This is a genomic window from Cellulomonas sp. ATA003 (assembly GCF_031582905.1).
In the GTDB taxonomy this organism is placed as follows: Bacteria; Actinomycetota; Actinomycetes; order Actinomycetales; family Cellulomonadaceae; genus Pengzhenrongella.
In genome coordinates this window covers 3,709,200-3,733,979 of record NZ_CP133990.1, presented here as the reverse complement: position 1 = coordinate 3,733,979, position 24,780 = coordinate 3,709,200, and the positions used below count along the sequence as shown (strand labels likewise).

The window sequence follows — 24,780 nt, the reverse complement described above, 5'->3', positions numbered from 1 at the left end:
CGACCTCGAACCACACCGTCTTGAGCCCGTCCGGCTCCGCGGGTGGCTCGGTGCCCCACCGGGTCGCCAGGTCGTCGACGAACTTCACGCCGCGCCCACCGAGCTCGGTCGGGTCGGGGTCCTTGAGGATGGGCAGGTCGCGCGCCCGGTCCTGGACCTCGACCCGCGTCGCCTCGTCGGTCACGTCGATGCGCAGGAGCAGCGGTGGGGCGGCGTGCTCGACGGCGTTCGTGACCACCTCGCTCACGAGCAGGACGAGCAGGTCGCGGACCTCGGGCCGCAGTCCGGCCTCGTCGAAGCGCTCGCGCGCCCACCGGCGTGCTGGCGTGATCGAGGACAGCTCCGCCTCGATGGGTCGTGCGTCGTGCATGCGTCCCGCCCCCTTCCCGCGGCGTCTGGACGGGCCCGTCCACGGTCGGGCATGAGCAGGGGGTCGGCAACTCGGACGGTCTGGGATGATCCTCCCCATGCCCGCGTCGACCCAGGACCCGTCGCGCCACCCGTCTCAGCAGGCCCCGGGGACCACCCGCACACCCCGGGACCTGCGCCGCTGGCGCCAGTACCTCGCCGACGAGCGCGCCGAGGCCGCGGTGTACCGCGACCTCGCCGGACGCCGCACCGGTGAGGAGCGAGCGATCCTGCTCGCGCTCGCGGAGGCCGAGGGACGCCACGCCGACCACTGGCTGGCGCTGCTCGGCCCCGACGTCGGCCGGCCCCGGCGCGGTGATGTCCGCACCCGGATCCTCGCGCTGCTCGCTCGCCGGTTCGGCTCGGTGTTCGTGCTCGCGCTGGCCCAGCGGGCCGAGGCGCGGTCGGACTACGCGACCGAGGCGGACGCGACGGCGACGATGGCGGCGGACGAGCGCATCCACGAGGAGGTGGTCCGCGGGCTCGCGACCCGGGGCCGCAACCGCATCTCCGGCAGCTTCCGGGCCGCCGTCTTCGGGGCGAACGACGGGCTGGTGAGCAACCTCGCGCTCGTGCTCGGCGTCGGTGCGAGCGGAGTCGCGCACGCGACCGTGCTGCTCACCGGGATCGCCGGTCTGCTCGCCGGGGCGCTGTCGATGGCGGCGGGGGAGTTCGTCTCCGTGCGCTCGCAGCGCGAGCTGCTCGCCGCGTCGACCCCCGACCCGCGGGCCCGCGAGGTCCTCCCGCACCTGGACGTCGACGCCAACGAGCTCGCGCTCGTGTACCGGGCCCGCGGGATGGACGCCGACGAGGCGGCGGAGCACGCGCGGGAGGTGCTCGAGGGCCTGGACGCCGGTGGCGCGGCGTCGCGCGGCCCGGGTGCGGACGCCCCGCCCCCGGTCCCGCCGGACGACGTCGACGAGCACGAGGCGGTCGGCTCGGCCGTGGGCGCCGCCGCGTCGAGCTTCTGCTTCTTCGCGTCCGGCGCGCTGATCCCGGTGCTGCCCTACCTGTTCGGCCTCGAGGGTCTGACCGCGGTGCTCGTGGCGTGCGCCCTGGTCGGCGTGGCGCTGCTCGCGACCGGCGCGACCGTCGGCGTGCTGTCCGGAGCGTCACCGCTGCGCCGTGCGCTGCGGCAGCTCGCGATCGGCTTCGGCGCCGCCGGGATCACCTACGTCCTCGGGCTGGCGTTCGGCACGACGATCGCCTGACCGCGCTCGCGGGCGGCGACCGGCCACCGCGCACGGTGGACCGGTGCACGGTAGACCTGACGGCATGGTTCCCACCCCTGACGCCGACCACGCGGCCGCCCCCGAGCCGGACCGGCCCGAGCCCGGGGCCGACACCTGGGCCGGTCCCGGCGCGGTGCTGTTCGACATCGACGGCTCGCTCGTCGACTCCAACTTCCTCCACGTGCACGCCTGGGCCCTCGCGTTCGCGGACGCTGGCCACCCGGTCGACGCATGGCGCATCCACCGGTCGATCGGGATGGGGTCGCCGCTCCTGCTCGCCGACCTCCTCGGTGACGACGTCGACCGCCTCGGCGACGCGGTGAAGGACGGGCACGCCGAGCGGTACGCGGAGCTGGGCGACCGGCTGCGCGCGTTCGACGGCGCCCGGGAGCTCGTGCGGGCGGTCGCGGACCGCGGCGCGGTGACGGTGCTCGCGACGTCCGCGGCCCCCGAGGAGCTCGAGCGGCTGCAGTCCCTGCTCGACCTCGACGACGTCCTCGACGCGATCACCTCCGCCCAGGACGTCGACGCGGCCAAGCCCGACCCCGAGCTGGTGGAGACCGCGCTGCGGAAGGCCGGTGTCCCGCCGGACCGGGCGGTGTTCGTCGGCGACGCCGTGTGGGACGTGCAGGCCGCCGCCCGCGCCGGGGTGCCGTGCGTCGGCCTGCTCGCGGGCGGCACGAGCGCGGCCGAGCTGACCGAGGCGGGCGCCGTCGCGGTCTACGACGACGCCGCCCACCTCCTGCGGGAGATCGACGACTCCCCGCTCGCCGCCATGTGGACCGCCGGGTCCAGCGGGTCGGTCCAGGCGCGGGCGCAGGCGTCGGCCGGGTAGCGTCGGCGTCCGCGGGCCAGGGGTCCGCGACCACCCGGTTCCACAGGAGGCAGCACATGGGGTCCAAGGCGGCATTCATCGCAGGCACGGGGCTGGGCTACGTGCTCGGGACCCGCGCGGGCCGGCAGCGGTTCGACACGATCAAGGGCTGGACGGCGACCGCGTGGAGCAACCCGCGCGTGCAGGCCGGCGTCACCGAGCTCAAGGGCAGGGCGGCCGACCTCGCGCGCTCCGAGGCGCAGGCGATCAAGGGTCGGGTGACCGAGAGCGTGCGCACGTCGCTGGGGTCCGCGCGCGGGCTCGCGCCCGCGGAGCCGGTCGGGACCGTCCCGGTGTCGCCCGGTGCCCCCGTGGTGCCCGGCACCGCCGCGGGCAACGGGACGCCGTCGAGCACGGTCTGACCTACCCCTCGCGGGCGTCGTCGCCGTCCTCCGCGCGGCGGTCGGCGGCGGCGTCCGGCAGCGGGGCGCTCGCCACCGCGGCCCCCGCGGTCGGGCTGCCGGGCGGCGGCACGGGCGGGTGCCCCGGTGCGGCAGCGGCCTCGACGACGGTCGGCTCCGTGACCGGCTGCGCCTCGCCGTCCGAGCTGTCCGCGCGCAGCACGCCGGCGGAGAGCAGGGTCACGACCACGGCCGCGGTGGCCGCGACGACGACGACCGTGAAGCCCCCGTGCGCGCCCTGCCGGTCGATGAGGACACCCGCGACGGACGAGCCGAGCGACACCCCGACGCCGAGCGACGTCGCCACCCAGGTGAGCCCCTCGGTGAGCTGTGATGGCGCGACGAGCTGCTGGACGAGGCCGTTGCCGTTGATGAGCGTCGGGGCGATCGCGAACCCGGTGACGAACATGACCACGGCCAGCGCCGGGATGCTCGTGACCACCAGGAAGAACGACACCCCGACCGCGAGCGCGACGACGCCGAGGACGAAGCGCTGCCACAGCGGGCTCAGCCAGTGGCGGGCGCCGTAGCCCAGTCCCGCGATGAGCGAGCCCATCGCGAAGGCGGCGAGGACGAAGCCGGCCGAGCCCTTCGACCCCTGCTCCTCGGCGAAGGCGACGGTGGAGACGTCGGTCGCGCCGAACATCGCCCCGACGGCGACGAAGACGAGCGCGATGACCACCATGCCGCGGGACCGCATGACGGCGCGGCTCGGCGGTGCGCCGACCTCTCGGGCGGACAGCGGGCGGGGCGGCGGCTCGGTGCCGCGCAGCGACAGGAACGCGTACCCGCCGACGACGGCGGCCACCATCGGCACGACCAGCCCCGCCGCCGGCGCGACCGACGTCGCGAGCACGGTCGCGAGCACCGGGCCGATGACGAAGACGACCTCGTCGAACGCCGACTCCAGGGAGTAGGCGGTGTGCACCTGGCGGGGGTCGGTGAGCACGTGCGACCAGCGGGCGCGCACGAGCGCGCCGAACGACCCGGCCGGGGCGCCGGCGAGCACCGCGGTCGCGTACAGCCACACCGGGTGCGCCTCGACGAGCGCCGCGACGACGAGGGCACCGAGGCCGAGCGTCGCGATCGCGATCGCCGGCCGCATGACGCGCGCCTGGCCGTGCCGGTCGACGAGCCGCGCGATCCGCGGCCCGCAGACCGCGTTGGCGATGACGTACACGGCGGAGACACGCCCGGCGAGACCGTACGAGCCGGACAGCGTGGAGATCATCAGGACGATGCCGATGCCGACCATCGCGATCGGCAGACGGGCGAGGAGGCCCGTCATCGAGAAGGCCAGCGCCCCCGGTCGGCTCAGGACGTCACGGTAGGGGCGCAGCACCGCAGCAGTGTCCCACCCGGCGCGCACGCCGGCGCCGCCGGCGCAGGCCTGGGAACCGGTGACGCTGCGCACCCCGGCGCACCGGTGCAGGATCGGGTCATGGACACCATCACCGTCGAGGACCACCCCGAGCGCTCCCGCTTCGAGGCCCGCACGCCGGACGGGCAGGTGGTCGGGTTCATCGACTACCGGCCCGCGCAGTTCACGGGGAGGACTCCTCGGCCGCCGACCTGGAGATGGTGCACACCGAGGTCGACCCCGGCGAGGAGGGCCACGGCATCGGGACGCAGCTCGTGCGCGAGGCGCTGGACCAGGTCCGGGCGTCCGGGCGCGGCGTCATGCCCCTGTGCGCGTTCGTCTCGGCGTTCATCCGCGAGCACCCCGACTACCAGGACCTGGTGCGGACCGAGGCGGGGCGGGGCCAGGGCGGCTGACCGCCCCGGCCGGCCGGGCGGACCCCGCCGGCCGGGCGGACCCGGCCGACCGGCCGCTCAGCCCAGGGCGCCCGCGACGACGTCCTTGGCCTCGCTCTGCACCCGCTCGAGATGCTCGGCGGAGACGAAGGACTCGGCGTAGATCTTGTAGACGTTCTCCGTGCCGGACGGCCGCGCCGCGAACCACGCGTTCTCCGTGGTCACCTTGAGCCCGCCGATCGCCGCGCCGTTGCCCGGTGCCGCGGTGAGCTTCGCGGTGATCGGCTCGCCGGCGAGCTCGGTCGCGGTGACCTGCTCGGGGGCGAGCTTGCCGAGGGTCGCCTTCTCCTCGAGCGTCGCGGCGGCGTCAACCCGGGCGTACCAGGACTCCCCGAACTGCCCGACGAGCTCGGCGTGGTGCTGCGACGGCGTCCTGCCCGTCGTGGCGGTGATCTCCGAGGCGAGCAGGGCGAGCAGGATGCCGTCCTTGTCGGTCGTCCACACGCTGCCGTCGTGGCGCAGGAACGACGCGCCGGCGGACTCCTCCCCACCGAAGCCGACCGAGCCGTCGAGCAGCCCCGGCACGAACCACTTGAAGCCGACCGGGACCTCCAGCAGGGTCCGGCCGGTCGCCGCGGCGACCCGGTCGATCAGCGCGGAGGACACCAGCGTCTTGCCGATCGCCGCCCCGGCGGGCCACTGCGGGCGCGCACCGGAGTACAGGTACCGGATGGCGACGGCGAGGTAGTGGTTCGGGTTCATCAGCCCGGCGTCCGGGGTGACGATGCCGTGCCGGTCGGCGTCGGCGTCGTTGCCGGTCGCGATGTCGTAGGGGCTGACCCGCCCGAACCGGCCATGGTGGCGACCAGGGACGCCATGGCCGACGGCGACGAGCAGTCCATCCGGATCTTGCCGTCCCAGTCCAGCGTCATGAACGACCACCGCGGGTCGACCGCGGGGTTCACCACGGTGAGGTCGAGCCCGTGCCGCTCGGCGATCGCGCCCCAGTACTCGACCGCGGCGCCGCCCAGCGGGTCGGCGCCGATGCGCACGCCGGCGTCGCGGATCGCGGCGAGGTCCAGCACGTTGGGCAGGTCGTCGACGTACGCCGACAGGAAGTCGTGCCGGCGCGTGGTGTCCGCGGCCAGCGCCTTCTCCACGCTGACCCGCGGCACCTGACCCACGCCCGACCGCAGCAGCTCGTTCGCCCGGTTCGCGATCCAGCCGGTGGCGTCCGACCCGGCGGGGCCGCCGTGCGGCGGGTTGTACTTGAAGCCGCCGTCGCGCGGCGGGTTGTGCGACGGCGTCACGACGATGCCGTCGGCGAGACCGGGGCCGTTCGTGCGCACGCCCTGCGACGTCGCGGCGCCGTTGTGCAGCAGGATCGCGTGCGACACCGCAGGGGTCGGGGTGAAGCTGTCCCGCGCGTCGACGTGCACCTCGACACCCGCCGCGGCCAGCACCTCCAGGGCGGTGCGCCAGGCCGGCTCGGACAGCGCGTGGGTGTCGCGCCCGATGAACAGCGGCCCGTCGGTGCCCTGCGCGCGTCGGTACTCCACGATCGCGGCGGTGGTCGCGATGATGTGCGGCTCGTTGAAGGCGCCGTCGAGGCTGGACCCGCGGTGCCCGGACGTGCCGAACACGACCTGCTGGGCGACGTCGTCGAGGTCGGGCACGCGGTCGTAGTAGGCGCTCACGACGGCATCGGTGTCGATGAGGTCCTCGGGCAGGGCGGTGGTTCCGGCGCGCGGGTGCATGGCGCCGATCCTTGCACCGGGCGGCCCCTGCGGCACGGGTTCGCCCGCACTAGCCTGAGGCGATGTTCCCGCCTCAGGTGCCCTCCGTGGCCGTAACCGATCTCGACCCCGCCCAGCCCGTGCCGTCGGGCACGGTCCTGCTCGACGTCCGCGAGCAGGACGAGTGGGACGCCGGCCACGCGCCCGACGCCGTCCACATCCCGCTCGGCGACCTGCCCGACCGCGTCGACGAGCTCCCCGAGGACCAGCGGCTGCTCGTGGTGTGCCACGCCGGCGGGCGCTCCGCCCAGGCCACGGCCTGGCTCGTGCAGGGCGGCCGCGACGCGGTCAACGTCGAGGGCGGCATGGTCGACTGGGCGCGCGCCGGGCTGCCCGTCGTCTGACCGGTCGGTCAGCCCGGCCCCACCGGCAGTCCACCGGCAGCTCACCGGCACAGCCCGGTAGTCTCACGGCATGGCAAAGAAAGCTCCCGTCCCGTTCGTGCTGCGCCCCTTCGAGGGGCTGCCGGGCGAGCCCGACTGGGTCGCGATGCGCGAGATCGTCCCGGCCGCGACAGCGACCGCCCGCACCACCGCCGAGCACGGCGCCCGGGACGTCGTCGTGACGACGCTGCTGCCCATGGGCTGGCCCGCGCTGCACCGCGCCGACGGCGTCGTCCTGCTCGCCCTGCAGACCCGCGCCGGCTCGGGCGACGCGAGCCGGGACGTCGCCGCGGCGCTCCTCGAGGCGCTCGAGCTCGAGCCGGGCATGCCGGTCACCACGACCGCGCTGCCCGAGCCCGGCCCGCGCCTGCAGGACATCCTCGACCCCACCGTCCCGTTCGACGTCACCGTGCACGACGGCTTCGACTACTGGCTCGCCCCGGACACCGAGGTGACCCCGGACGTGACCGCGTCCCTCGAGGAGGCCAACTCCACGGTCATCCCGACGGTCAAGCTCACGTCGGTCGAGTCGGCCTACTGGTGCCGGATGGGTGACAAGGAGTTCCTGCGCTGGGCCATGCCGCACGACGAGCAGGTCATGGTCGACGCGCTCGCGCGCCTGCACGGCGCCCGCCGCTCGGCGATCGGGGACGCACGGTTCGTCGGCTACTTCCGCTCCAGCGGCGTCGTCGTTCCCGTGTGGGAGCTGCCGCCGGGGACCGAGGCCGGCGAGGTCGAGGCCCCCGCGGTCGAGTGGGGCGAGCGGTTCGCCGAGGCGCTCGCGGACACGTCGCCGCTCGACCCCGCGGCCCGCCGGGCCCGTGCCGGCCTGGTCTCGCGCCAGGTCACCCTGCGCTGACGTGGTCGCCTGGCCCCGTCCGGACATCTCGTTAGGGTGGAACGCGTGACGACGCAGCCGGCAGCCCCCGCGGTGCCGCGCGTGCCCGGCAGCGCGTCGCCGTCATCATCCCGGCGAAGGACGAGTCGCGCCGGATCGCGGCGACGGTCCGGTCCGCGCGGGCGATCCCGCACGTCGACCTCGTCCTCGTGGTCGACGACGGCAGCGTCGACGACACCCAGCACGTCGCCCGCGAGGCCGGCGCCGTGGTCGTGCGGCACTCGCACAACCGCGGCAAGGCCGCCGCGATGGAGACCGGTGCCGCGGTCGTCGCGATGCGCGACGTCGCCGACCGGCCGCCCCGGCTGCTGCTGTTCATCGACGGCGACCTCGGGGACACCGCGGTCAACACCGCGCCGCTCGTCCCACCGGTCCTCGAGGGGCAGGCGGACGTCTCCATCGCGCTGCTGCCCCGGCAGCCGGGGGCCGGCGGCCACGGCATCGTCGTCGGCGCCGCGCGACGGGCGATCCAGCGCGCCACCGGGTGGACGCCGACCCAGCCGTTGTCCGGCATGCGCTGCCTGACCCGGCGGGCGTTCGAGGCCGCGACGCCGCTCGCGCGCGGCTGGGGTGTCGAGACGGGCATGACGATCGACCTGCTGCGCCAGGGGTTCATCGCGGTCGAGGTCCCGTGCGAGCTGCGGCACCGGCCGTCCGGCAAGGACCTCAAGGGTCAACTGCACCGGGCCGCGCAGTACCGCGACGTCATGCTCGCCGTGAGCAACCGCCGGCTGCGCTCCGCGGTCGGCGGCGCCCGCCAGACGGTCCTGCCGCCGCCCGGGCCGCGCACGCACCGCTGACCCGGCGCACCGGCCGACCGAGCGTCGGCGCAGCGCCGCGCGACCTCGCCGGCCGGCCGGTCAGCCGGTCAGCGCGGCGTCGTCGCGCGCGTCGCCCCCGCCGGCGTGCCCGACGGCGCCCGCGGCATGGCCGGCGCCGGTGTGCCCGGCTCCGGGCGCACCGACAGCATCCAGCCCGCGCACGCCGCGACCAGCAGGGGGACGGCGACCGCGACGCCGACTGCCGGGATGACGACGCCGGAGTCGTTGATCGCGAACCCGATCCCGAGGGTCACGGCGAGCGCGATCAGCCCCGGGCGCAGCATCGGCGCGTCGGACTCGAGCCGGGTGAGCGGCGCACCGGCCGAGAGCCAGCCGAACGGGCCGCCGTCGGGCGCGGACGCCGCCGTCCGCAGCGGGCGGCCCAGGACGAGGACGACGAGCGCGATCCCGCCGATCGCGAGCAGGGTCAGCCAGTTGCCGAACAGGATCTCCAGGTTCTGCCCGGCCTTGCGCACGATGACCGGCCACAGCCCGCCGTCCAGCACGGTCTCGACGAAGCGGCCCAGGTGCGTGCGGGCGTCGGGCGGACGCGTCCAGTCGATCACCGCGAAGCCGATCACCACGACCGCGGCTCCGGCGAGCACGCCCACCGCCTTGAGCCAGCTGATCCGGACGCCCGCCGCGAGCAGGGCGAGGGCGGCGAAGCCCGGCACGAGCGCCGGCGGCCCGCCGAAGTCGCTGCCGAGGCCGGGCATGCCGTCGAGCACCGTGGCGACCACGCCGAGGACGGCGACCAGGGCGGCCGCGAGGCGGCGTCGGCCGCGCTGCACGAGGGGGTTGGCGAGCGCGACGGCGAGCAGGACGCTGCTCGCCGCGAACAGCGCGAACGCCTGGTTGTTGAACCCGTAGAACCGCGCCCCGACGAGCGGCTGGACCCCCATGAGCGAGGAGATCTGCAGGCGGCCGCCGGTGACGACGTCGGCGGTGACGACGACCGCGGTCACCGCGGCGACCACGCCGAGCGGTCCGAGCGGCCACGTCTTCCACCGGGGCAGCAGGGCCAGCGCCGTCACGACCGCGACCCACGCGACGACGAGCCCGGCGAGCGCGTACGACGGCGGGGTCGCGCGCCACCACGGCAGGAGGTTGGCCAGGAACGTCGCGACCGGGACCGACGCCACCGCGACCCCGGCGACCCGCAGCCCGGCGAGCACGGGGACGGGTCGCCCGTGCAGCGCCGACGCGACCGCACGACCCCACCGACCGGGCAGCACCCGGTTGAGCCCGCTGCCCAGGCTCTCCAGCACGGCGCCGTTGAGCCCGAGCGTGACGAGGGCGTAGAGCACGAGGTTGACCACGATGAGCAGCGTGAAGAACGGCCCGACCAGGGGCCGGACCGCCCACGCGTGGCGGTCCTCGTCGATCATCGCCGCGACCCGCTGGCTCGCCAGCGGCGGGCCGTCGACGGTCGTGACCGGCGATCCGACGAGCGCGCCGCTCGGGGCGGCGTCGCGCACGCCGAGCGCGGTCAGCACCGTCGGGGTGAGGTCCGTCGTCATGACGTACCCCGGCTGGCGGGTCGAGCGCGAGGACAGCAGGTCGCCGTCGAACGCACCGGTGCCGGCGACCGCGGGCGGTCCGAGCGCCGCGGCGAGCTGCAGGTGCGGGGACCGCCCGGAGTCGGCGAGCGACGCGACCAGGACGGTGGTGGCGTGGTCGGCGCGGGTGACCGCGCGGAGCACCGCGCCGACGCGCTCGTCGAGCACGCGCACCTGCTCGGAGCGGGTCGGCTCGGTGACGGCGTCCGGGGCGGTCAGGCTGTCGTCGTCCACGGGCTCGGGCTCGGGGACCGGCTCGGCGTCCGGGTCCGGGAGGCCGTCGCCGTCGGCGTCCAGGCCGGACGACGGGCGGTCGACGAGGCCCTGGCCCGGGTCGCGCACCGAGCCGGCGTCGAGCACGACCAGCTCCGAGGCCGCCAGGGCGTCCCCGATGCGGTCGGCCAGTGCGTCGGCGTCGACCGGCACGGGGCGCACCTCGCCGACCGGGAGACCGTCCGGCCCGGCCAGCGCGATCGCGGCGCCCCCGCCGAACCCGGTCGCGGTCACGCCGCCGTCCCGGACGGCGTCGCCGAGGATCCCGGGCCGGGCGCTGAACGCCTCCTCGTCGGCGGACTGCAGGTAGTCGGCCCAGCCCGGGACGGGCTCGCCCGTGGCCGGCAGCCGCATGCGGCGGCACTCGTTCGAGGTCTCGCCGGGCAGGTCCGCGGCGCGGGCGCCGGCGGACAGGGCGAGCCACCCGTCCACGGGGCACGCCGACGACCGCACGCTGCGCGCGGACACCGTGCCGACCGCGCCCTCGCGCGACAGCGCCCACAGCGCCGGGGTGGTCAGCGCCCCGACGTCGTCCCAGCGCAGCCCCGCGGCACCGACGACGACGACGCGGCGCTCGTCCGGCTCGGGGGCGGCGACGGCGGCGGGCGCGGTGAGCACACCCGCCAGACCGGTCAGCAGCACGGCTGCGGCGGCCATCACGGCGGCGCACAGCGCACGGACGGACCTCGGACGCAGGGGCACCGCTCCAGCCTACGGGCGCCCCCGGTGCCGCGACGGACCGGCCACTAGGCTCGCAGCGCCCTGCTGCCCATCGTCCTGGCAGGGCGCCGCGCTGCGGCCGACCGGCCGCGCCCGCGTCCCGCGACCCGTTCAGGAGCGCCACCGTGCCAGCCACCGCACCGCCCCCGCGCTACGCCTACCTGGGACCGGCCGGCACGTTCACCGAGGCCGCGCTGCGGCAGGTCGCGTCCCCCGACGAGGCGCAGTACCTGCCGCAGGTCGACGTCGTCTCCGCGCTGGAGTCAGTGCGGGCGGTGCGGGCCGACTACGCCGTCGTGCCGATCGAGAACTCCGTCGAGGGCGGCGTCACCGCGACCCTGGACACCCTGGCGACCGGCCTGGCGCTCGTCCTGCTGCGCGAGGTCCTCGTGCCGATCACGTTCGTGCTCGCCGGGCGACCCGGCACCCGGCTCGCCGACGTCCGGCGGGTGTCGACCCACCCGCACGCGTGGGCGCAGTGCCGGCGCTGGGTCAACACCCACCTGCCCGGGGTGGTGCACGTCCCGGCGACGTCGACCGCGGCCGCCGGTGCGCTGCTCGCCGACCCGGCGGCCGGGTCCGGCGCCGCGGCCGACCCCGGCTTCGAGGCGGCGCTGGTCGCGCCGCTGACCGCCGAGCTGTACGGGCTCGAGGTGCTCGCGACCCAGGTCGCGGACAACGAGCGCGCGGTGACCCGGTTCGTCGTCGTGGGCCGGCCCGGCCCGGTGCCGGCGCCGACCGGCTCGGACAAGACGTCGCTCGTCGTTCACCTGCCGAGCAACGACGCCGGTGCGCTGCTGGAGATGCTCGAGCAGTTCGCGGCGCGCGGGGTGAACCTGTCCCGGATCGAGTCGCGGCCCATCGGCGACCTCATGGGCCGCTACTCGTTCTCGATCGACGCCGAGGGGCACGTCGCCGAGGAGCGCGTCGCGGAGGCCCTCATGGGGCTGCACCGGGTGTGCCCGCACGTGCGCTTCCTGGGCTCCTACCCGCGGGCCGACGGCGTCGCCCCGCGCATCGAGCCCGGCATGACCGACGACGCCTTCGCCGGCGCCCGGCAGTGGGTCGAGGACCTGCGCGGGGGACGCGCGAGCTGACGCGTCCAGGTCTGATCACAGCGCGGTCGCATCAGCGGATGTCGACCCGCGTCGCCTCGCGGAACAGCCACCGCGCGTCGTCCTTCGTGAGCCACCGCTCGTCGACAAGCTCATTGATGCTCGCCCGCACCGCGCGGATGTAGACGCCCTCGTTGCCGTAGAGCTCGGTGAGCGTCGCGGTGTCGAACGGCCGCTCGTACCCGGCGATGAAGCAGAAGGACGCACCGGTCGCGGTGCCGTACCAGGTGCTGGTGGGCACGTCGAGGTACGGCGAGCGCAGCCCGCCCCGGACGTTGCCGAACCGGTCGAGCACCGGGGCGCCGTCGACCACCTCGATCGGTTCCGAGCGCGGCGGGGCGACGCCCTCACGGACCCACAGGTCGAGGTTGCGTAGGGCGGCGTCGAAGAAGATCGCGCTCGGGAACCGGCTGCGCGGCCCCTCGTCGCACGACATCGGCGGGACGCTGCGGTCCGCCCGGAGGATGTCCGCCGGCTGCGCGGAGTAGTACAGCTCGTCCGGGGTGGCGTGGCCGGCACCGGCCATCTCGTAGTGGCGATACCGGTCGCCGGGCACGTCGCTGTCCGGACGGCGTGACCCGATGCCGGGCAGGTAGTCCGACTGGGACATGATCCGCATGACGGGGACGCCGGCGTCGTGGATCTGCCGTCGCGGGTCGCCCGCGGGCGGGGCGGGCTCGCACTGGTTCATCGGGTAGGCACCGGCGAACCCGCCGCCCGCGACCGCCACGAGGTACGCGTCGTAGACCGGGGCGCCGTCGGACTCGACGACGAGCGGGTGCACCGCGTTGATGTAGTTGACGAGGTACCCGCCGGTCTGGGAGTAGCCGAACCCGTACGCCCGCTCGACCTGGCTCTCGGTGGACCGGTACCGCAGCGGGTTGCTCGCGTCGTCGCTGCGCAGCCACGTGCCGACCTGGCTGTAGATGTCCCACACCAGGCCGTTCTCGGTGAGGCGCGAGCTGTCGGCCGCGACCGTCGCGCAGTTGAGCGGGTCGTCCAGCGGCAGCGGGTTCGCGAAGGAGAGGGCGCCGTAGCGCCCGGGGTCGAAGGTCTGCAGGGCGTCGACGGCGATCGGCTTGGCGGTGATCCCGACCCACGCGTCGCCGTTGGCGATCATCTGCCGGTGCGCGACCGCCCACCCGATGTTGAGGTCGAACAGGTTCGACGGGTTGAGCATCTCGACGACGACGTTCCCGCTGAACCGGGCGCCGTTCGCGGGCCGGCGCACGAGCACCCGCGTGGTGTACGGCGCGTCCGGCGTGCGCACGACGGCGGGCCCGGTCTCGGGCCAGGTGTAGACGTTCGCCGTGCCGCTGACGACGAACTCCTCCTCGACGTAGTGCTCGCGGGACAGGTCCTGGGGGACCAGCTGCCGGTCGGCGGCGCCGAACGGGTACGAGTCGTCGGTCGCCGGCAGCGGTCCGGACACGTCCGGCACCGGCGTCACGCGCGCGTCCTCCACCGCCGCCGTCGCCGGGTGGGACCCGGGGGCGGCCGATGCGGCGGGTGCCGCGGCCCCCACGGTCCCGGCCACGGCGAACGTCCATGCCATCAACGCGCCCAGCGAGCGTGCGGCTCTCTTCACGGTCTCCTCCTCGATCGACCCCGTCAGCGATCCGGAACGCGGGGTCGTCGGAGCGGCTCCGTCGCCGCCCGTGCCCCCGCGGTCATGCTTCTCGCGGTCGGGTGGGCGCACAAGGAGCGTGCACGAACGTGCAGTGACCGGGGTGCTGGGTGGTGCTGCCGGCGGCGAGCCAGGTCAGGCCGGCGTCGCGGTCCGCACGCGCAGCGCGCGCGGGTCCACCCGCACGGTGAGCTCGAACGCCTCGCCGATGTTGTCGCCGTCGACCTGGATCTGCTCGGGGTGGTCCGCGACGACGTGCAGGGTCCGCGCGCGGGAGTGCTCGATCTTGCCCATCTTCCCCGGCAGCTCGGTGCGCACGCCGATGCCCTGCAGGGCGACCTCCCCGACGAGCTGGGTCCACCCGGCGATGCCGCCGCGGGTGTCGATCGCGCCGAGGTCGAGCACGCCGTCGTCGATGCGGGCGTCCGGGAGCAGCGTGATCCCGCCGGGCAGGCGCCCGCAGTTGCCGACGAGGAGGCTCCGGACGCGCACCGGGGTCGGCTCCCCGCCGTCGACGGCGATCGTCAGCCGCATCCGGCTCGAGTTGAGATGGCGGATGCCGGCCAGGGCGTAGGCGAACCAGCCGACGCGCTTCTTCAGGTCCTCGTCGGCGGCACCCATCACGGCGGCGTCGAAGCCCAGGCCCGCGATCACGAGGAAGATGTGGTCGCGCGGCGGCTCGCCCACCCCGTCCGGCGCCGACGCGCCGACGCGCCCGCCGGACGCGTCCGGGACGTCGTCGGCAGCCTCGGCGATGTCGTCCGCGACGGAGTCCTCGTACCGCTCGACCCGCAGCCAGCCGACGTCGATCGCGCGCGGCGGTCCGGTGAGGGCGAGCCGCAGCAGCTCGTCGGTGTCGGTCAACGGCAGGTCGAGGTTGCGGGCGAGCAGGTTGCCGGTGCCCAGCGGGATGAGGCCCATCGCGACGTCCGTGCCCGCGAGGGCCTCGGCGACCGCACGGACGGTGCCGTCCCCGCCGACGGCGACGACGGTCATCGCCCCCCGCTCGACGGCGGCGCGCGCCTGACCCACGCCCGGGTCCGCGGCGGTGGTCTCGAACCACATCGGCTCGGGCATGTAGCGCGACGCGCACGCGCGGATCGCCGCGTCGCGCAGCTCGACCGCACCCGGCTTGGTGGGGTTGCACACGAAGGCGACCTGCGCGCCGCTCGTCGGGGACATCGGCTGGGCGAACGCGCCCACCCCCGTGGCCGCGGTGACCGCCACGGCAGCGCGTGCCCCACGGACCGGACGCGGACGCAGCCGGGTGCGACGGGTGCGCTGCGCGACCCGCAGCGCGACGGTCGACACGAGCAGCGCGCCGATCGCCACGAGCAGGGCGAGGACGCTGAGCCACTCCGACCACACCATGGCGCAACCGTACGGTGGATCACCGGACGGGCCGGGTCGATACCCTCGCAGGGTGATCGACCTGCGCCAGCTCCGAGACCAGCCCGACGTCGTCCGAGCGAGCCAGCGTGCCCGCGGTGACGACCCCGCCCTCGTCGACGCCGCGCTGGAGGCCGACTCCCGCCGTCGGGCGGCGCTCACCGACTTCGAAGGCCTGCGCGCCGAGCAGAAGGCGCTCGGCAAGCAGGTGGCCGGCGCGCAGGGCGAGGAGAAGGCCGCGCTGCTGGTCCGCACCAAGCAGCTCGCGCAGGACGTCAAGGCGCGGGGGGCGGAGGCGGACGCCGCCGCGGCCGCCCTGGACGAGACGCTGTGGCGCATCCCGAACGTCGTCGGCGACGGCGTCCCGGTGGGCGGGGAGGACGACTTCGTCGTGCTCCGCGAGGAGGGCCGGCGCCGCGACTTCGCGGCGGAGGGCGTCACGGTCCGCGACCACCTCGAGATTGGCGAGGCGCTCGGCGCGATCGACACCGAGCGGGGCGCCAAGGTCTCCGGCTCGCGCTTCTACTTCCTCACCGGCATCGGCGCGCGGCTGGAGCTCGCGATCCTCAACGCGGCCGTCGACCAGGCCGTCGCGGCCGGCTTCACGCCGATGATCACCCCGACGCTGGTCAAGCCCGAGGTCATGGCGGGCACCGGGTTCCTCGGCGCGCACGCGGACGAGGTGTACCGCCTGGAGGCGGACGACCTGTACCTCACCGGCACGAGCGAGGTCGCGCTCGCGGGCTACCACGCGGGCGAGATCCTCGACCTCGCGGCCGGTCCCCGCCGGTACGCGGGCTGGTCGGCGTGCTACCGCCGCGAGGCGGGGTCCTACGGCAAGGACACCCGCGGCATCATCCGGGTGCACCAGTTCCACAAGGTCGAGATGTTCTCCTACTGCCGGGAAGAGGACGCGGAGACCGAGCACCGGCGCCTGCTCGCCTGGGAGGAGGAGATGCTCACCCGCGCCGAGCTGCCGTACCGGGTCATCGACACCGCAGCCGGTGACCTCGGCTCGAGCGCCGCCCGCAAGTTCGACTGCGAGGCCTGGCTCCCGTCCCAGGAGCGGTACCTCGAGCTGACGTCGACGTCGAACTGCACGACGTTCCAGGCGCGGCGCCTGGGGACCCGGGAGCGGACGGCGTCCGGCGAGACCCGGCCGGTCGCCACGCTCAACGGCACGTTGGGCACGACGCGGTGGATCGTCGCGATCCTCGAGAACCACCAGCAGGCCGACGGCTCGGTGCGCGTGCCGGAGGGGTTGCGCGGCTACCTCGGCGGCCTCGAGGTCCTCGAGCCGGTGACCCGATGACCGCGTCCGGCGCCGGGCCCGCCGACGACCGCCTCGACCGGGCCGGCCTGGTCGGTCACGGGCCGCTGCTCGTCGCGCTCGACATCGACGGCACCGTCATGACCTACGACGAGCGGATCAGCGACGACGTCCGCGAGGCCGTCGCCGCGGTGCGCGCCACCGGGGCGCACGTCGTGCTGGCCACCGGCCGGTCGCTGCACGCCACCGTCCCGGTCGCGCACGAGCTCGGCATCACCGAGGGCTGGGCGGTGGCGTCGAACGGGTCGGTGACCGCGCGGCTGGACCCCGCGGAGGCCGGCGGCTACCGCGTGACCGACCTCATCACCTTCGACCCCGGCCCGGCCCTGCGGCTCATGCACGCCGCCATGCCCGATGCCCTGTTCGCCGTGGAGGAGGTCGGCGTCGGCTTCCGGATGAGCGCGCCGTTCCCGCCCGGGGAGCTCACCGGGGTGCACGCGGTGGTGAGCATCGACGAGCTCTCCGAGCACCACGTGACGAGGCTCGTCGTCCGCAGCCCCGGGCACACGACCGAGGAGTTCCACCGGCTCGTGCACCGCATGGGCCTCGAGGACGTCACCTACGCCATCGGCTGGACCGCGTGGATGGACGTCGCGCCGCACGGCGTCACCAAGGCCAGCGCTCTCGAGCACGTGCGGCGCGACCTCGACGTCCAGCCGTCGCGGACGGTCGCCGTCGGGGACGGCAACAACGACCTCGCGATGCTCGAGTGGGCGGCGCTCGGGGTCGCCATGGGGCACGCGCCCGAACCCGTCCGGGCGGTCGCGGACGAGGTCACCGGCACCATCGACGACGACGGTCTGCTGGACGTCCTGCGCCGCCTCGTCCCCTGACCCGGGTTCCGGACGGCGCTCGGGGCCGGCACGCCGGTCGTGCGGGAGCGTGACCACATCGTTACCGGACACGTATCGCAATGTGGCCGATATGGGTTGCTTCGGTCGGTGTGGGAACGCTTGCATGGCATCGGTGCCCGGCGCGGTGCGCGATTCCGTGTATGTCGTCGGGCTGGTCCGGGGTGAACGACGCCCTCGTCGACGTGGAGGAAGCCGCATGAGCAGCATCACGAGAGGTCGCGGACTCGCGACGGCGCTCGCCGGGACGATGTCCCTGGCGTTCGTCCTGGCCGCCTGCACCCCGCCGCCGGAGGACGAGGGCGGCGGCACGGGCGGTGGAGGCGGTGGCGGTGAGGTCGCCGAGGGCTGCGAGGACTACGAGCAGTTCATCGAGATGGGCGACCTGGACGGCACCGAGGTGACCGTCTACACGACCATCACCGGTGACGAGGCCGAGGCGCAGGAGGCGTCGTACGAGGAGTACGAGCGCTGCACCGGCTCGGACATCGTCTACGAGGCCAACGACGAGTTCGAGGCGCAGATCGCCGTGCGCATCCAGTCCGGCAGCGCGCCCGACGTCGCCTACATCCCGCAGCCTGGTCTGCTCCAGCGGCTGGTCAACGACTTCCCGGACGCGATCCTGCCCGCCTCGGACGAGGTCGCCGCCAACGTCGACGAGTTCTTCACCGAGGAGTGGCGCGACTACGGCACCGTCGACGGCACGCTGTACGGCTCGCCGCTCGGCGCCAACGCCAAGTCGTTCGTCTGGTACTCCCCGAGCATGTTCGAGGAGGCCGGCTACGAGATCCCCACCACGTGGGACGAGATGATCGCGCTCTCCGACCAGATCGTCGCCGAGCACCCGGACACCAAGCCGTGGTGCGTCGGCATCGCCTCGGGCAACGCGACCGGCTGGCCGGCCACCGACTGGCTCGAGGACGTCGTCCTGCGCACCGCCGGTCCGGACGTCTACGACCAGTGGTACACGCACGAGATCCCGTTCAACGACCCGCAGATCGTCTCGGCGCTCGAGGCCACCGGCGAGATCATCCGGAACTCGGACTACGTCAACGGCGGGCTCGGTGACGTCTCCAGCATCGCCACCACCGAGTGGGACGCCGCCGGCTTCCCGATCCTCGACGGCCAGTGCTGGATGCACCGGGCGGCGAACTTCTACGGCGTGAACTGGCAGCAGGCCCAGGCCGACGTCGAGATCGCCGAGGACGGCGACGTCTTCGCGTTCTACCTGCCCGCCGCGAGCGCGGACGAGCGGCCGATGCTCGGTGGTGGCGAGTTCGTGGTGTCCTTCGAGGACCGCCCCGAGGTGCACGCCTTCCACGCGTTCACCGCGAGCGACGTGTGGGCCAACGACAAGGCCGAGGTGTCCAACGCCGGCTGGGTCTCCGCGAACAGCGGCCTGGACGTCGAGCTCCTGCAGTCGCCGATCGACCGCCTCGCCAGCGAGATCCTCGCGAGCGACGAGTACACCTTCCGGTTCGACGCGTCCGACCTCATGCCGGGCCCGGTGGGTGCCGGGTCGTTCTGGACGGGCATGACGAACTACCTCAGCGACCCGTCCACCACGGAGGACTCGGTGCTGACCTTCATCGAGGGCTCCTGGCCGTCGAGCTGACGCAGTGACGACGGCAGGGGCCCGGCCACGCCGGGCCCCTGCCGTCGGCCCGTCCCCACCTCGTCACCGCGGACGTCGCCGGTGCACCGTGGGGCGCGGCACACCGTCCTGATCGGCGGGTCCACCGCAGCGGTGCGGTGGGACCAACAGCTGCGGAGGCATGGATGCTCGAGAACATCGGACTGTGGATCAACTACTTCTGGGAGCCGGTCAAGGACTTCCTGCTCAACGCCGAGACGCCGGGGCACAAGCTCGCCCTCATGCTCGTGGCGGTGCTGCTGTTCGTCGTCGTCATGGGAGCGATCCTGCTCGCGGTCGACCGGCCCAAGCACATCCCGAACTGGGTGGTGACGCTCGGGTTCGCCGGGCCCGCGGTCGTCGCCCTCGGCTTCGGGCTCGTGTACCCGGCCCTGCGCACGGCCTACCAGTCCTTCCTCAACCGCAACGGCTCCGAGTACGTCGGCCTGGACAACTACGTCACGGCCTTCACGCAGGAGTCGTTCCAGGTCGTCCTGCGCAACACCGCGCTGTGGGTGCTCCTCGTGCCGACCCTGGCGACGTTCTTCGGGCTCGTCTACGCGGTGCTCGTGGACCGCACCCGCTTCGAGAAGGTGGCGAAGGCGCTCATCTTCCTGCCGATGGCGATCTCCCTGGTGGGCGCGTCGATCATCTGGCGGTTCGTGTACGAGTTCCGTGACGGGTCCCGCGCGCAGACCGGCCTGGCCAACCAGCTGCTCGTGTGGCTGGGCCTGGAGCCGTACCAGTTCCTCATCGACCAGCCGTGGAACAACGTCTTCCTCATCGCCGTCCTCATCTGGATCCAGGCCGGGTTCGCGATGACGATCCTCTCCGCGGCGATCAAGGCCATCCCGGACGACATCGTGGAGGCCGCAACGCTCGACGGGCTCAAGGGCCTGCAGATGTTCCGGTACATCACCGTCCCGAGCATCCGGCCGGCGCTCGTGGTCGTCATCACGACCATCGCGATGACGACGCTCAAGGTCTTCGACATCGTGCGCACGATGACCGGCGGCAACTTCGGGACGTCGGTCGTGGCGAACGAGTTCTACTCCCAGTCGTTCGTCCAGGGGGACGCCGGGATGGGTGCCGCGCTCGCCGTGATCCTGTTCATCATCGTCATCCCGGTCGTCATCTACAACGTCCGCCAGCTGCGTCTGTCCGAGGAGATCCGATGACCACGAACCCGGCACCGCCGCAGGCGTTCGCGACTACCAAGGGCCCCGGTGAGGTCGACGGCGGGTCCCCGCCCGGACGCCGCAAGAAGGGCGTCGGCGAGCGCGCCGAGGTGGCGCGCAAGCGCCTGTCCTCGCCGTGGGCGTCCGGGATCGCGATCGTCATCGCGATCCTGTGGACGGTGCCGACGTTCGGGCTGCTCGTCACCTCGTTCCGGCCCGTCCAGGACATCCGGGCGAACGGCTGGTGGAACTTCTTCACCAGCCCGAGCGTGACGATGGACAACTACCGCGAGGTGCTGTTCGAGGGCGACCAGCCGCTGGCCCAGTACGTCCTCAACTCGGTCGTCGTGACGATCCCCGCGGTGATCATCCCGATCAGCATCGCGCTGCTCGCCGCCTATGCGTTCGCGTGGATCGACTTCAAGGGCCGCAACATCCTGTTCGTCGCGGTGTTCGCGCTCCAGATCATCCCGATCCAGATCACGATGATCCCGCTCCTCACCCAGTACAACCGGTGGGAGGTGGCGGGGACGTTCTGGGCGGTGTGGCTCTCGCACTCGATCTTCGCGCTGCCGCTGGCGATCTTCCTGCTGCACAACTTCATGAAGGACATCCCGCCCTCGCTCGTCGAGGCGGCCCGGGTCGACGGGGCGGGGCACGTGCAGATCTTCTTCCGCGTGCTCATGCCGCTGCTGGTCCCGGCCGTCGCGGCCTTCGGGATCTTCCAGTTCCTGTGGGTGTGGAACGACCTGCTCGTGTCCCTCGTCTTCGGGCCGGGGCAGCAGGTGTCGCCCCTGACCGTGCGGCTCGCGACGCTGGCCGGTGACCGCGGGGAGACGTGGCACCTGCTGTCGTCCGGGGCGTTCGTCGCGATGGTCGTCCCGGTCGTGGTGTTCCTGGCGCTGCAGCGGTACTTCGTCCGCGGTCTGCTGGCGGGCTCCGTCAAGGGCTGACCGCCGCGGGTGGGCTACCGTCCGGGCGTCGAGGTCTGCTGACCTCGGCGCCCGGACGCGTCTGCGCCGGGGTCCGGACGGCGCTCGCGGGCGCATGGCGGGAGGGGTCGGCGTGCGATCCGGTGCCCTCGACCGCGTCCCCGCGCCCGCGCTGTTCGTCGCGTCCGGCCTCACCCAGTACGTCGGTGCGGCGATCGCCGTCGGGCTGTTCGCCACCCTCGCGGCGCCCACGGTCGCGTGGCTGCGGATCGTCGTCGCCGCGGTCGTCCTGCTCGCGTGGCGCCGGCCCTGGCGGGTGCGCTGGGAGCGCCGCGACCTGGCCGCGGCCGCACTGTTCGGGACCGTCCTGGCGGCGATGAACGTCGCCTTCTACGTCGCGATCGACCACCTGCCGCTCGGCACCGCGGTGGCGATCGAGTTCATCGGCCCGGTCGCGGTGGCCGCGGTCACCGGGCGCGGCTGGCGCGAGCGCGTCGGCATCGCGCTCGCCGCCGCGGGCGTCGTCCTGCTCGCCGGCGTGACGGTGCACGCGGGCGGGGGCCCGACGTCGTCGTCGGGCTGGTCGCGATCGGCGTGTCGGCGCTGTGCTGGGCCGGGTACATCCTGCTCGGCCGGCGGATCGCGGTCCGCGGCTCCGGGGTGAGCTCGCTGTCGCTGGCGATGCTCGCCGGGGCGGTCGTGTTCGCGCCGTTCCTCGCGCGCGACGCCGCCCCGGTCCTCGTCGACTGGCGGCTCGCGCTCGCGGTGGTCGGGGTCGGCGTGCTGTCCTCCGCGGTGCCGTACGCGATCGACCAGGTCGTGCTGCGGCGGATCGGGTCGGCCGCGTTCGCGGTGCTCCTCGCGCTGCTGCCGGCGACGGCGGCGGTCGTCGGCGCCGTGGGGCTGCGGCAGTGGCCGCACGGTCTCGAGGTCGTCGGGCTGCTGGCGGTCTCCGGCGCGATCGTGCTGACCTCGGGCCGGTCCGCACCGGCGTCCCGGGCCCCGGAGCCGGTGACCCCGGGTTAGGTCACAGGTACTGACCCGGGGTCGGCCGGACGTCGGGCCCCTCACCGGCAGCGCCCGGCCGCGCCGGGGGCTGCCCGACGACGGCGCCGGGCGGCAGGGCGTGCCGCGCCTGGGCGATCTGGGCCTGGGACGCCATCCGCTGCGCGGCGAGCGCGGCCTGGATCCCGTGGAACAGGCCTTCGAGCCAGCCCACCAGCTGCGCGTGCGCGATCCGGAGCTCGGCGTCCGACGGCGGGCCGTCGACCTCGAGCGGCAGCGTGATCCGACGGAGCTCGTCGACGAGGTCGGGGAGAGGCCGTCCTCGAGCTCGCGCACCGAGCGGGCGTGGATCTCGGCGAGCCGGGCGCGGGCGGCCTCGTCCAGCGGGGCGCTGCGGACCTCGTCGAGCAGCTGCTTGACCATCGTGCCGATCCGCATGACCTTCGTCGGCTGGTCCACCGACGAGGACGTCTCCGCGTCGTCGTCGCGATCGGCGGGCTGCGCCGCCTGCGCCGGCTGAGGGTCGGTCGGCCGGCGCTCGACCGGGTGCCCGTCCGCGCCGACGACGACGATCCGGGGCGCGGGGGCGCCGTCGTCGTCGGTGGGGCGCCCGGGGCCGGAGCCGGAGCCGGGGGCGGTGGCGTGGTCATGCGTCCATCATCACCACGGCGCGCGTGGTGTCGCACCTGCGCGCCGGCGGTGTCACGGGACCAGCAGGAGCTTGCCGAACACGTCACCGCTGTCGAGCATCGCGTGCGCCCGGCCCGCCTCGGCGAGCGGGACGCGGGCGTGCACGACCGGCCGGACGGCGCCGCGGGCGAGCATCGGCCAGACGTGCTCGCGCACCGCGGCGACGAGCGCCGTCTTCTCGGCCGCGGGCCGCGAGCGCAGCGTGGTCCCCACGACGGTGGCCCGCTTGGTCAGGAGCAGCCCGAGGTCCAGCTCGGCGCGCCGTCCACGCTGCATCCCGATCACGACGAGCCGGCCCCCGGTCGCGAGGCAGTCGAGGTTGGCGGCGAGCGCGCCGGCGCCGAGGACGTCCAGGACGACGTCGACCCCCCGCCCGCCGGTCGCGTCGCGGACCGCAGCGACGACGTCGTCGGACCGGTGGTCGATCGCGACGGCGGCGCCCAGGCTGCGGCACCGCGCGGCGCGGTCCGGGCCGCCGGCGGTGGTCAGGACGCGCGCCCCCAGCGCCGCGGCGAGCTGGATCGCGATCGAGCCGACGCCGCCCGAGCCGCCGTGGACCAGCACGTGCTCCCCGGCCCGCAGCCGGCCGACGTCGACCAGGTTGGACCACGCGGTGCACACCGCCTCGGGCAGGCCGGCGGCGTCGACGAGGTCCACGCCGTCCGGGACCGGCAGCACGTGGCCGGCGTCGACGACGACGCGCTCGGCGTACCCGCCGCCGGCGAGCAGCGCGCACACCGGCTCGCCCACCGTCCAGGTGTCCACGCCGTCGCCCAGCGCGGCGACCGTCCCGGAGACCTCGAGCCCGGGCCACTCCGGTGCGCCCGGCGGGGACGGGTAGTGACCGGTGCGCTGCAGCAGGTCGGCGCGGTTGACGCCGGCGGCGGCGACGTCGAGGAGGACCTGGCCGGGCCCGGGGACCGGGTCGGGGACGGTCGTGGCGACGAGGGCGTCGGGCCCGCCGGGCTGCGGGACGGTCACGGCATGCATCCGACGACCCTAGGTCGCGAGGACCTCCGCGCACAGGCGGGCGACGGCGTCGGCGACGCCGTCCCGCGCGGGGCGCAGGTAGCGGCGTGGGTCGGTGAGCCGGGGGTCGGCCGTGAGGCGCTCGCGCACGGCGGCCGTGTAGGCGACGTTGAGCGCGGTGCCCACGTTGACCTTGCGCATGCCGGCGGCGACCGCTGCGCGGACCGTCTGCGGCGGCACCCCGGAGGACCCGTGCAGGACCAGCGGGACGGGCACCGCGGCCGCGAGCCGCGCCACCAGCTCGAGGTCGAGCTCCGCGGTGGTGGTCGTCATCGCGTGGGTGCTGCCGACGGCGACGGCCAGCGCGTCGACGCCGGTGCGGGCGACGAAGTCGGCGGCCTCGTCGGGGTCGGTCCGGACCCCGGGCGCGTGCGCGCCGCCCTTCCCGCCGACCTCGCCCAGCTCCGCCTCCACCCACAGCCCGGCGGCCTGCGCCAGCGTGGTGAGCTCTCGCGTGCGCGCGACGTTGGCGTCGTCGTCGAGGTGGGCGGCGTCGACCATGACGGACGTGACGCCCAGCCGCTCGGCGGAGGCGATGGCGTCCCGGCACAGGGCGGGGTCCTGGACGTGGTCCAGGTGGATCGAGACCGGCACCCGCGCGGCGTCCGCGAGCTCCCGGCACGCCGAGAGGAGCGGAGCCAGGCGCCCGCCGTGGAAGAGCAGGGCGTTCTCGCTGATCCCGAGCGTGCCGGCCACCCCGGCCGCCTCGAGGCCCGACACGATGCCCTCCGCGTGCTCCAGCGTGATGACGTTGAACGCCAGCAGGCCGGAGCGGGCGGACACCGCTCGCTCGACGAGCCCGCCGGTCGCCGCGAGCGTCACGTCCGGTCCACCGGGAGGAGGGTCCGCAGCGGTGCGTGCTGCGGCTGCGGCTGCGGCTG

At 74.7% G+C, this 24,780-nt stretch carries 21 protein-coding genes and 3 pseudogenes; 15 read left to right on the top strand and 9 right to left on the bottom strand.

Features of this window, described 5'->3' with window-relative positions; genetic code table 11:
• Positions 1–124: 124 nt before the first annotated feature.
• Positions 125–370 (bottom strand): annotated as a pseudogene (locus tag REH70_RS18460) (ATP-binding protein); the annotation flags it as partial.
• Between the two features lie 97 nt (positions 371–467).
• Here REH70_RS18460 and REH70_RS18455 point away from each other — a divergent pair.
• From REH70_RS18455 to REH70_RS18445, 3 genes are all read left to right on the top strand, one after another.
• On the top strand, positions 468–1,619 hold the full coding sequence (locus REH70_RS18455) for a VIT1/CCC1 transporter family protein (protein ID WP_310749594.1): 1,152 nt from the start codon (positions 468–470) through the stop codon (positions 1,617–1,619).
• Positions 1,620–1,683: 64 nt separating this feature from the next.
• Positions 1,684–2,475 (top strand): HAD family hydrolase, encoded by a 792-nt coding sequence (locus REH70_RS18450; protein WP_310749592.1) that lies wholly within the window; start codon positions 1,684–1,686, stop codon positions 2,473–2,475.
• 56 nt (positions 2,476–2,531) lie between these two features.
• Positions 2,532–2,876, top strand: coding sequence for a YtxH domain-containing protein (locus REH70_RS18445; protein ID WP_310749590.1), 345 nt, complete (start codon positions 2,532–2,534; stop codon positions 2,874–2,876).
• Position 2,877: 1 nt separating this feature from the next.
• On the opposite strand, the gene REH70_RS18440 is transcribed toward REH70_RS18445, so the two are convergent.
• The gene (locus tag REH70_RS18440) at positions 2,878–4,257 is read right to left on the bottom strand and encodes an MFS transporter (protein ID WP_310749588.1); all 1,380 of its coding nucleotides are present in this window, start codon (positions 4,255–4,257) and stop codon (positions 2,878–2,880) included.
• Positions 4,258–4,493: 236 nt separating this feature from the next.
• Here REH70_RS18440 and REH70_RS18435 point away from each other — a divergent pair, with 236 nt between their 5' ends.
• The gene (locus REH70_RS18435) at positions 4,494–4,691 is read left to right on the top strand and encodes a GNAT family N-acetyltransferase (RefSeq protein ID WP_310749586.1); all 198 of its coding nucleotides are present in this window, start codon (positions 4,494–4,496) and stop codon (positions 4,689–4,691) included.
• 57 nt (positions 4,692–4,748) lie between these two features.
• On the opposite strand, the pseudogene pgm reads toward REH70_RS18435, so the two are convergent.
• A pseudogene (gene pgm, locus REH70_RS18430) lies at positions 4,749–6,427 on the bottom strand (phosphoglucomutase (alpha-D-glucose-1,6-bisphosphate-dependent)).
• 86 nt (positions 6,428–6,513) lie between these two features.
• Between pgm and REH70_RS18425 the strand changes: the two are divergent.
• From REH70_RS18425 to REH70_RS18415, 3 genes are all read left to right on the top strand, one after another.
• A complete protein-coding gene (locus tag REH70_RS18425) occupies positions 6,514–6,810 on the top strand; it encodes a rhodanese-like domain-containing protein (protein WP_310749584.1) in 297 nt (98 codons plus the stop codon).
• A gap of 70 nt (positions 6,811–6,880) precedes the next feature.
• Complete coding sequence (locus tag REH70_RS18420; RefSeq protein ID WP_310749582.1) at positions 6,881–7,708, top strand: DUF5926 family protein; 828 nt, start codon at positions 6,881–6,883, stop codon at positions 7,706–7,708.
• A gap of 104 nt (positions 7,709–7,812) precedes the next feature.
• Positions 7,813–8,547, top strand: coding sequence for a glycosyltransferase family 2 protein (locus REH70_RS18415; protein WP_310754409.1), 735 nt, complete (start codon positions 7,813–7,815; stop codon positions 8,545–8,547).
• A 68-nt stretch (positions 8,548–8,615) separates the two neighbouring features.
• Here the strand turns inward: REH70_RS18415 and REH70_RS18410 are convergent, their stop codons facing one another.
• Positions 8,616–11,102, bottom strand: a complete 2,487-nt coding sequence (locus tag REH70_RS18410; RefSeq protein WP_310749580.1) for a hypothetical protein — start codon at positions 11,100–11,102, stop codon at positions 8,616–8,618.
• A 143-nt stretch (positions 11,103–11,245) separates the two neighbouring features.
• Between REH70_RS18410 and pheA the strand changes: the two genes are divergently transcribed.
• Entirely contained in the window at positions 11,246–12,217 is a 972-nt protein-coding gene (pheA, locus tag REH70_RS18405; RefSeq protein WP_310749578.1) for a prephenate dehydratase, read from the top strand.
• A gap of 31 nt (positions 12,218–12,248) precedes the next feature.
• Here pheA and REH70_RS18400 read toward each other — a convergent pair whose 3' ends face one another.
• Complete coding sequence (locus REH70_RS18400) at positions 12,249–13,823, bottom strand: alpha/beta hydrolase domain-containing protein (RefSeq protein WP_310749576.1); 1,575 nt, start codon at positions 13,821–13,823, stop codon at positions 12,249–12,251.
• A gap of 174 nt (positions 13,824–13,997) precedes the next feature.
• On the bottom strand, positions 13,998–15,233 hold the full coding sequence (locus REH70_RS18395; protein WP_310749574.1) for a diacylglycerol kinase family protein: 1,236 nt from the start codon (positions 15,231–15,233) through the stop codon (positions 13,998–14,000).
• Positions 15,234–15,285: 52 nt separating this feature from the next.
• Between REH70_RS18395 and serS the strand changes: the two genes are divergently transcribed.
• The 7 genes from serS (at position 15,286) to REH70_RS18360 (ending at position 22,201) form a co-directional block, all read left to right on the top strand.
• Positions 15,286–16,563 (top strand): serine--tRNA ligase, encoded by a 1,278-nt coding sequence (serS, locus tag REH70_RS18390; RefSeq protein WP_310749572.1) that lies wholly within the window; start codon positions 15,286–15,288, stop codon positions 16,561–16,563.
• On the top strand, positions 16,560–17,414 hold the full coding sequence (locus REH70_RS18385; protein WP_310749570.1) for an HAD family hydrolase: 855 nt from the start codon (positions 16,560–16,562) through the stop codon (positions 17,412–17,414). The genes serS and REH70_RS18385 overlap by 4 nt, the downstream gene beginning before the upstream one ends.
• Before the next feature lie 217 nt (positions 17,415–17,631).
• Positions 17,632–19,047, top strand: coding sequence for an ABC transporter substrate-binding protein (locus REH70_RS18380; protein ID WP_310749568.1), 1,416 nt, complete (start codon positions 17,632–17,634; stop codon positions 19,045–19,047).
• A gap of 164 nt (positions 19,048–19,211) precedes the next feature.
• Positions 19,212–20,243, top strand: coding sequence for a sugar ABC transporter permease (locus REH70_RS18375; protein WP_310749566.1), 1,032 nt, complete (start codon positions 19,212–19,214; stop codon positions 20,241–20,243).
• Positions 20,240–21,196 carry a carbohydrate ABC transporter permease gene (locus tag REH70_RS18370; RefSeq protein ID WP_310749562.1) on the top strand — a complete coding sequence of 319 codons (957 nt, stop codon included), beginning with the start codon at positions 20,240–20,242 and terminating at the stop codon, positions 21,194–21,196. The genes REH70_RS18375 and REH70_RS18370 overlap by 4 nt, the downstream gene beginning before the upstream one ends.
• A 112-nt stretch (positions 21,197–21,308) precedes the next feature.
• A complete protein-coding gene (locus REH70_RS18365; protein ID WP_310749560.1) occupies positions 21,309–21,839 on the top strand; it encodes a hypothetical protein in 531 nt (176 codons plus the stop codon).
• A complete protein-coding gene (locus REH70_RS18360; protein ID WP_310749558.1) occupies positions 21,770–22,201 on the top strand; it encodes an EamA family transporter in 432 nt (143 codons plus the stop codon). Before REH70_RS18365 ends, REH70_RS18360 begins: the two co-directional genes overlap by 70 nt.
• Before the next feature lies 1 nt (position 22,202).
• Here REH70_RS18360 and REH70_RS18355 read toward each other — a convergent pair.
• The 3 genes and pseudogenes from REH70_RS18355 to REH70_RS18345 form a co-directional block, all read right to left on the bottom strand.
• Positions 22,203–22,753: pseudogene (locus REH70_RS18355) on the bottom strand (bacterial proteasome activator family protein).
• A 129-nt stretch (positions 22,754–22,882) separates the two neighbouring features.
• Positions 22,883–23,860: an NAD(P)H-quinone oxidoreductase gene (locus tag REH70_RS18350; protein ID WP_310749555.1), complete on the bottom strand. Its 978-nt coding sequence runs from the start codon at positions 23,858–23,860 to the stop codon at positions 22,883–22,885.
• 9 nt (positions 23,861–23,869) lie between these two features.
• A complete protein-coding gene (locus tag REH70_RS18345) occupies positions 23,870–24,721 on the bottom strand; it encodes a class II fructose-bisphosphate aldolase (protein WP_310749552.1) in 852 nt (283 codons plus the stop codon).
• Positions 24,722–24,780 lie beyond the last annotated feature (59 nt).

Coding starts and splice junctions, on each gene's coding strand:
- REH70_RS18380 (WP_310749568.1), top strand. CDS start 17,632: ATGAGCAGCATCACGAGAGGTCGCGGACTCGCGACGGCGCTCGCCGGG.
- REH70_RS18455 (WP_310749594.1), top strand. CDS start 468: ATGCCCGCGTCGACCCAGGACCCGTCGCGCCACCCGTCTCAGCAGGCC.
- REH70_RS18435 (WP_310749586.1), top strand. CDS start 4,494: ATGGTGCACACCGAGGTCGACCCCGGCGAGGAGGGCCACGGCATCGGG.
- REH70_RS18450 (WP_310749592.1), top strand. CDS start 1,684: ATGGTTCCCACCCCTGACGCCGACCACGCGGCCGCCCCCGAGCCGGAC.
- REH70_RS18375 (WP_310749566.1), top strand. CDS start 19,212: ATGCTCGAGAACATCGGACTGTGGATCAACTACTTCTGGGAGCCGGTC.
- REH70_RS18420 (WP_310749582.1), top strand. CDS start 6,881: ATGGCAAAGAAAGCTCCCGTCCCGTTCGTGCTGCGCCCCTTCGAGGGG.
- REH70_RS18445 (WP_310749590.1), top strand. CDS start 2,532: ATGGGGTCCAAGGCGGCATTCATCGCAGGCACGGGGCTGGGCTACGTG.
- REH70_RS18385 (WP_310749570.1), top strand. CDS start 16,560: ATGACCGCGTCCGGCGCCGGGCCCGCCGACGACCGCCTCGACCGGGCC.
- REH70_RS18395 (WP_310749574.1), bottom strand. CDS start 15,233: ATGGTGTGGTCGGAGTGGCTCAGCGTCCTCGCCCTGCTCGTGGCGATC.
- REH70_RS18350 (WP_310749555.1), bottom strand. CDS start 23,860: ATGCATGCCGTGACCGTCCCGCAGCCCGGCGGGCCCGACGCCCTCGTC.
- REH70_RS18370 (WP_310749562.1), top strand. CDS start 20,240: ATGACCACGAACCCGGCACCGCCGCAGGCGTTCGCGACTACCAAGGGC.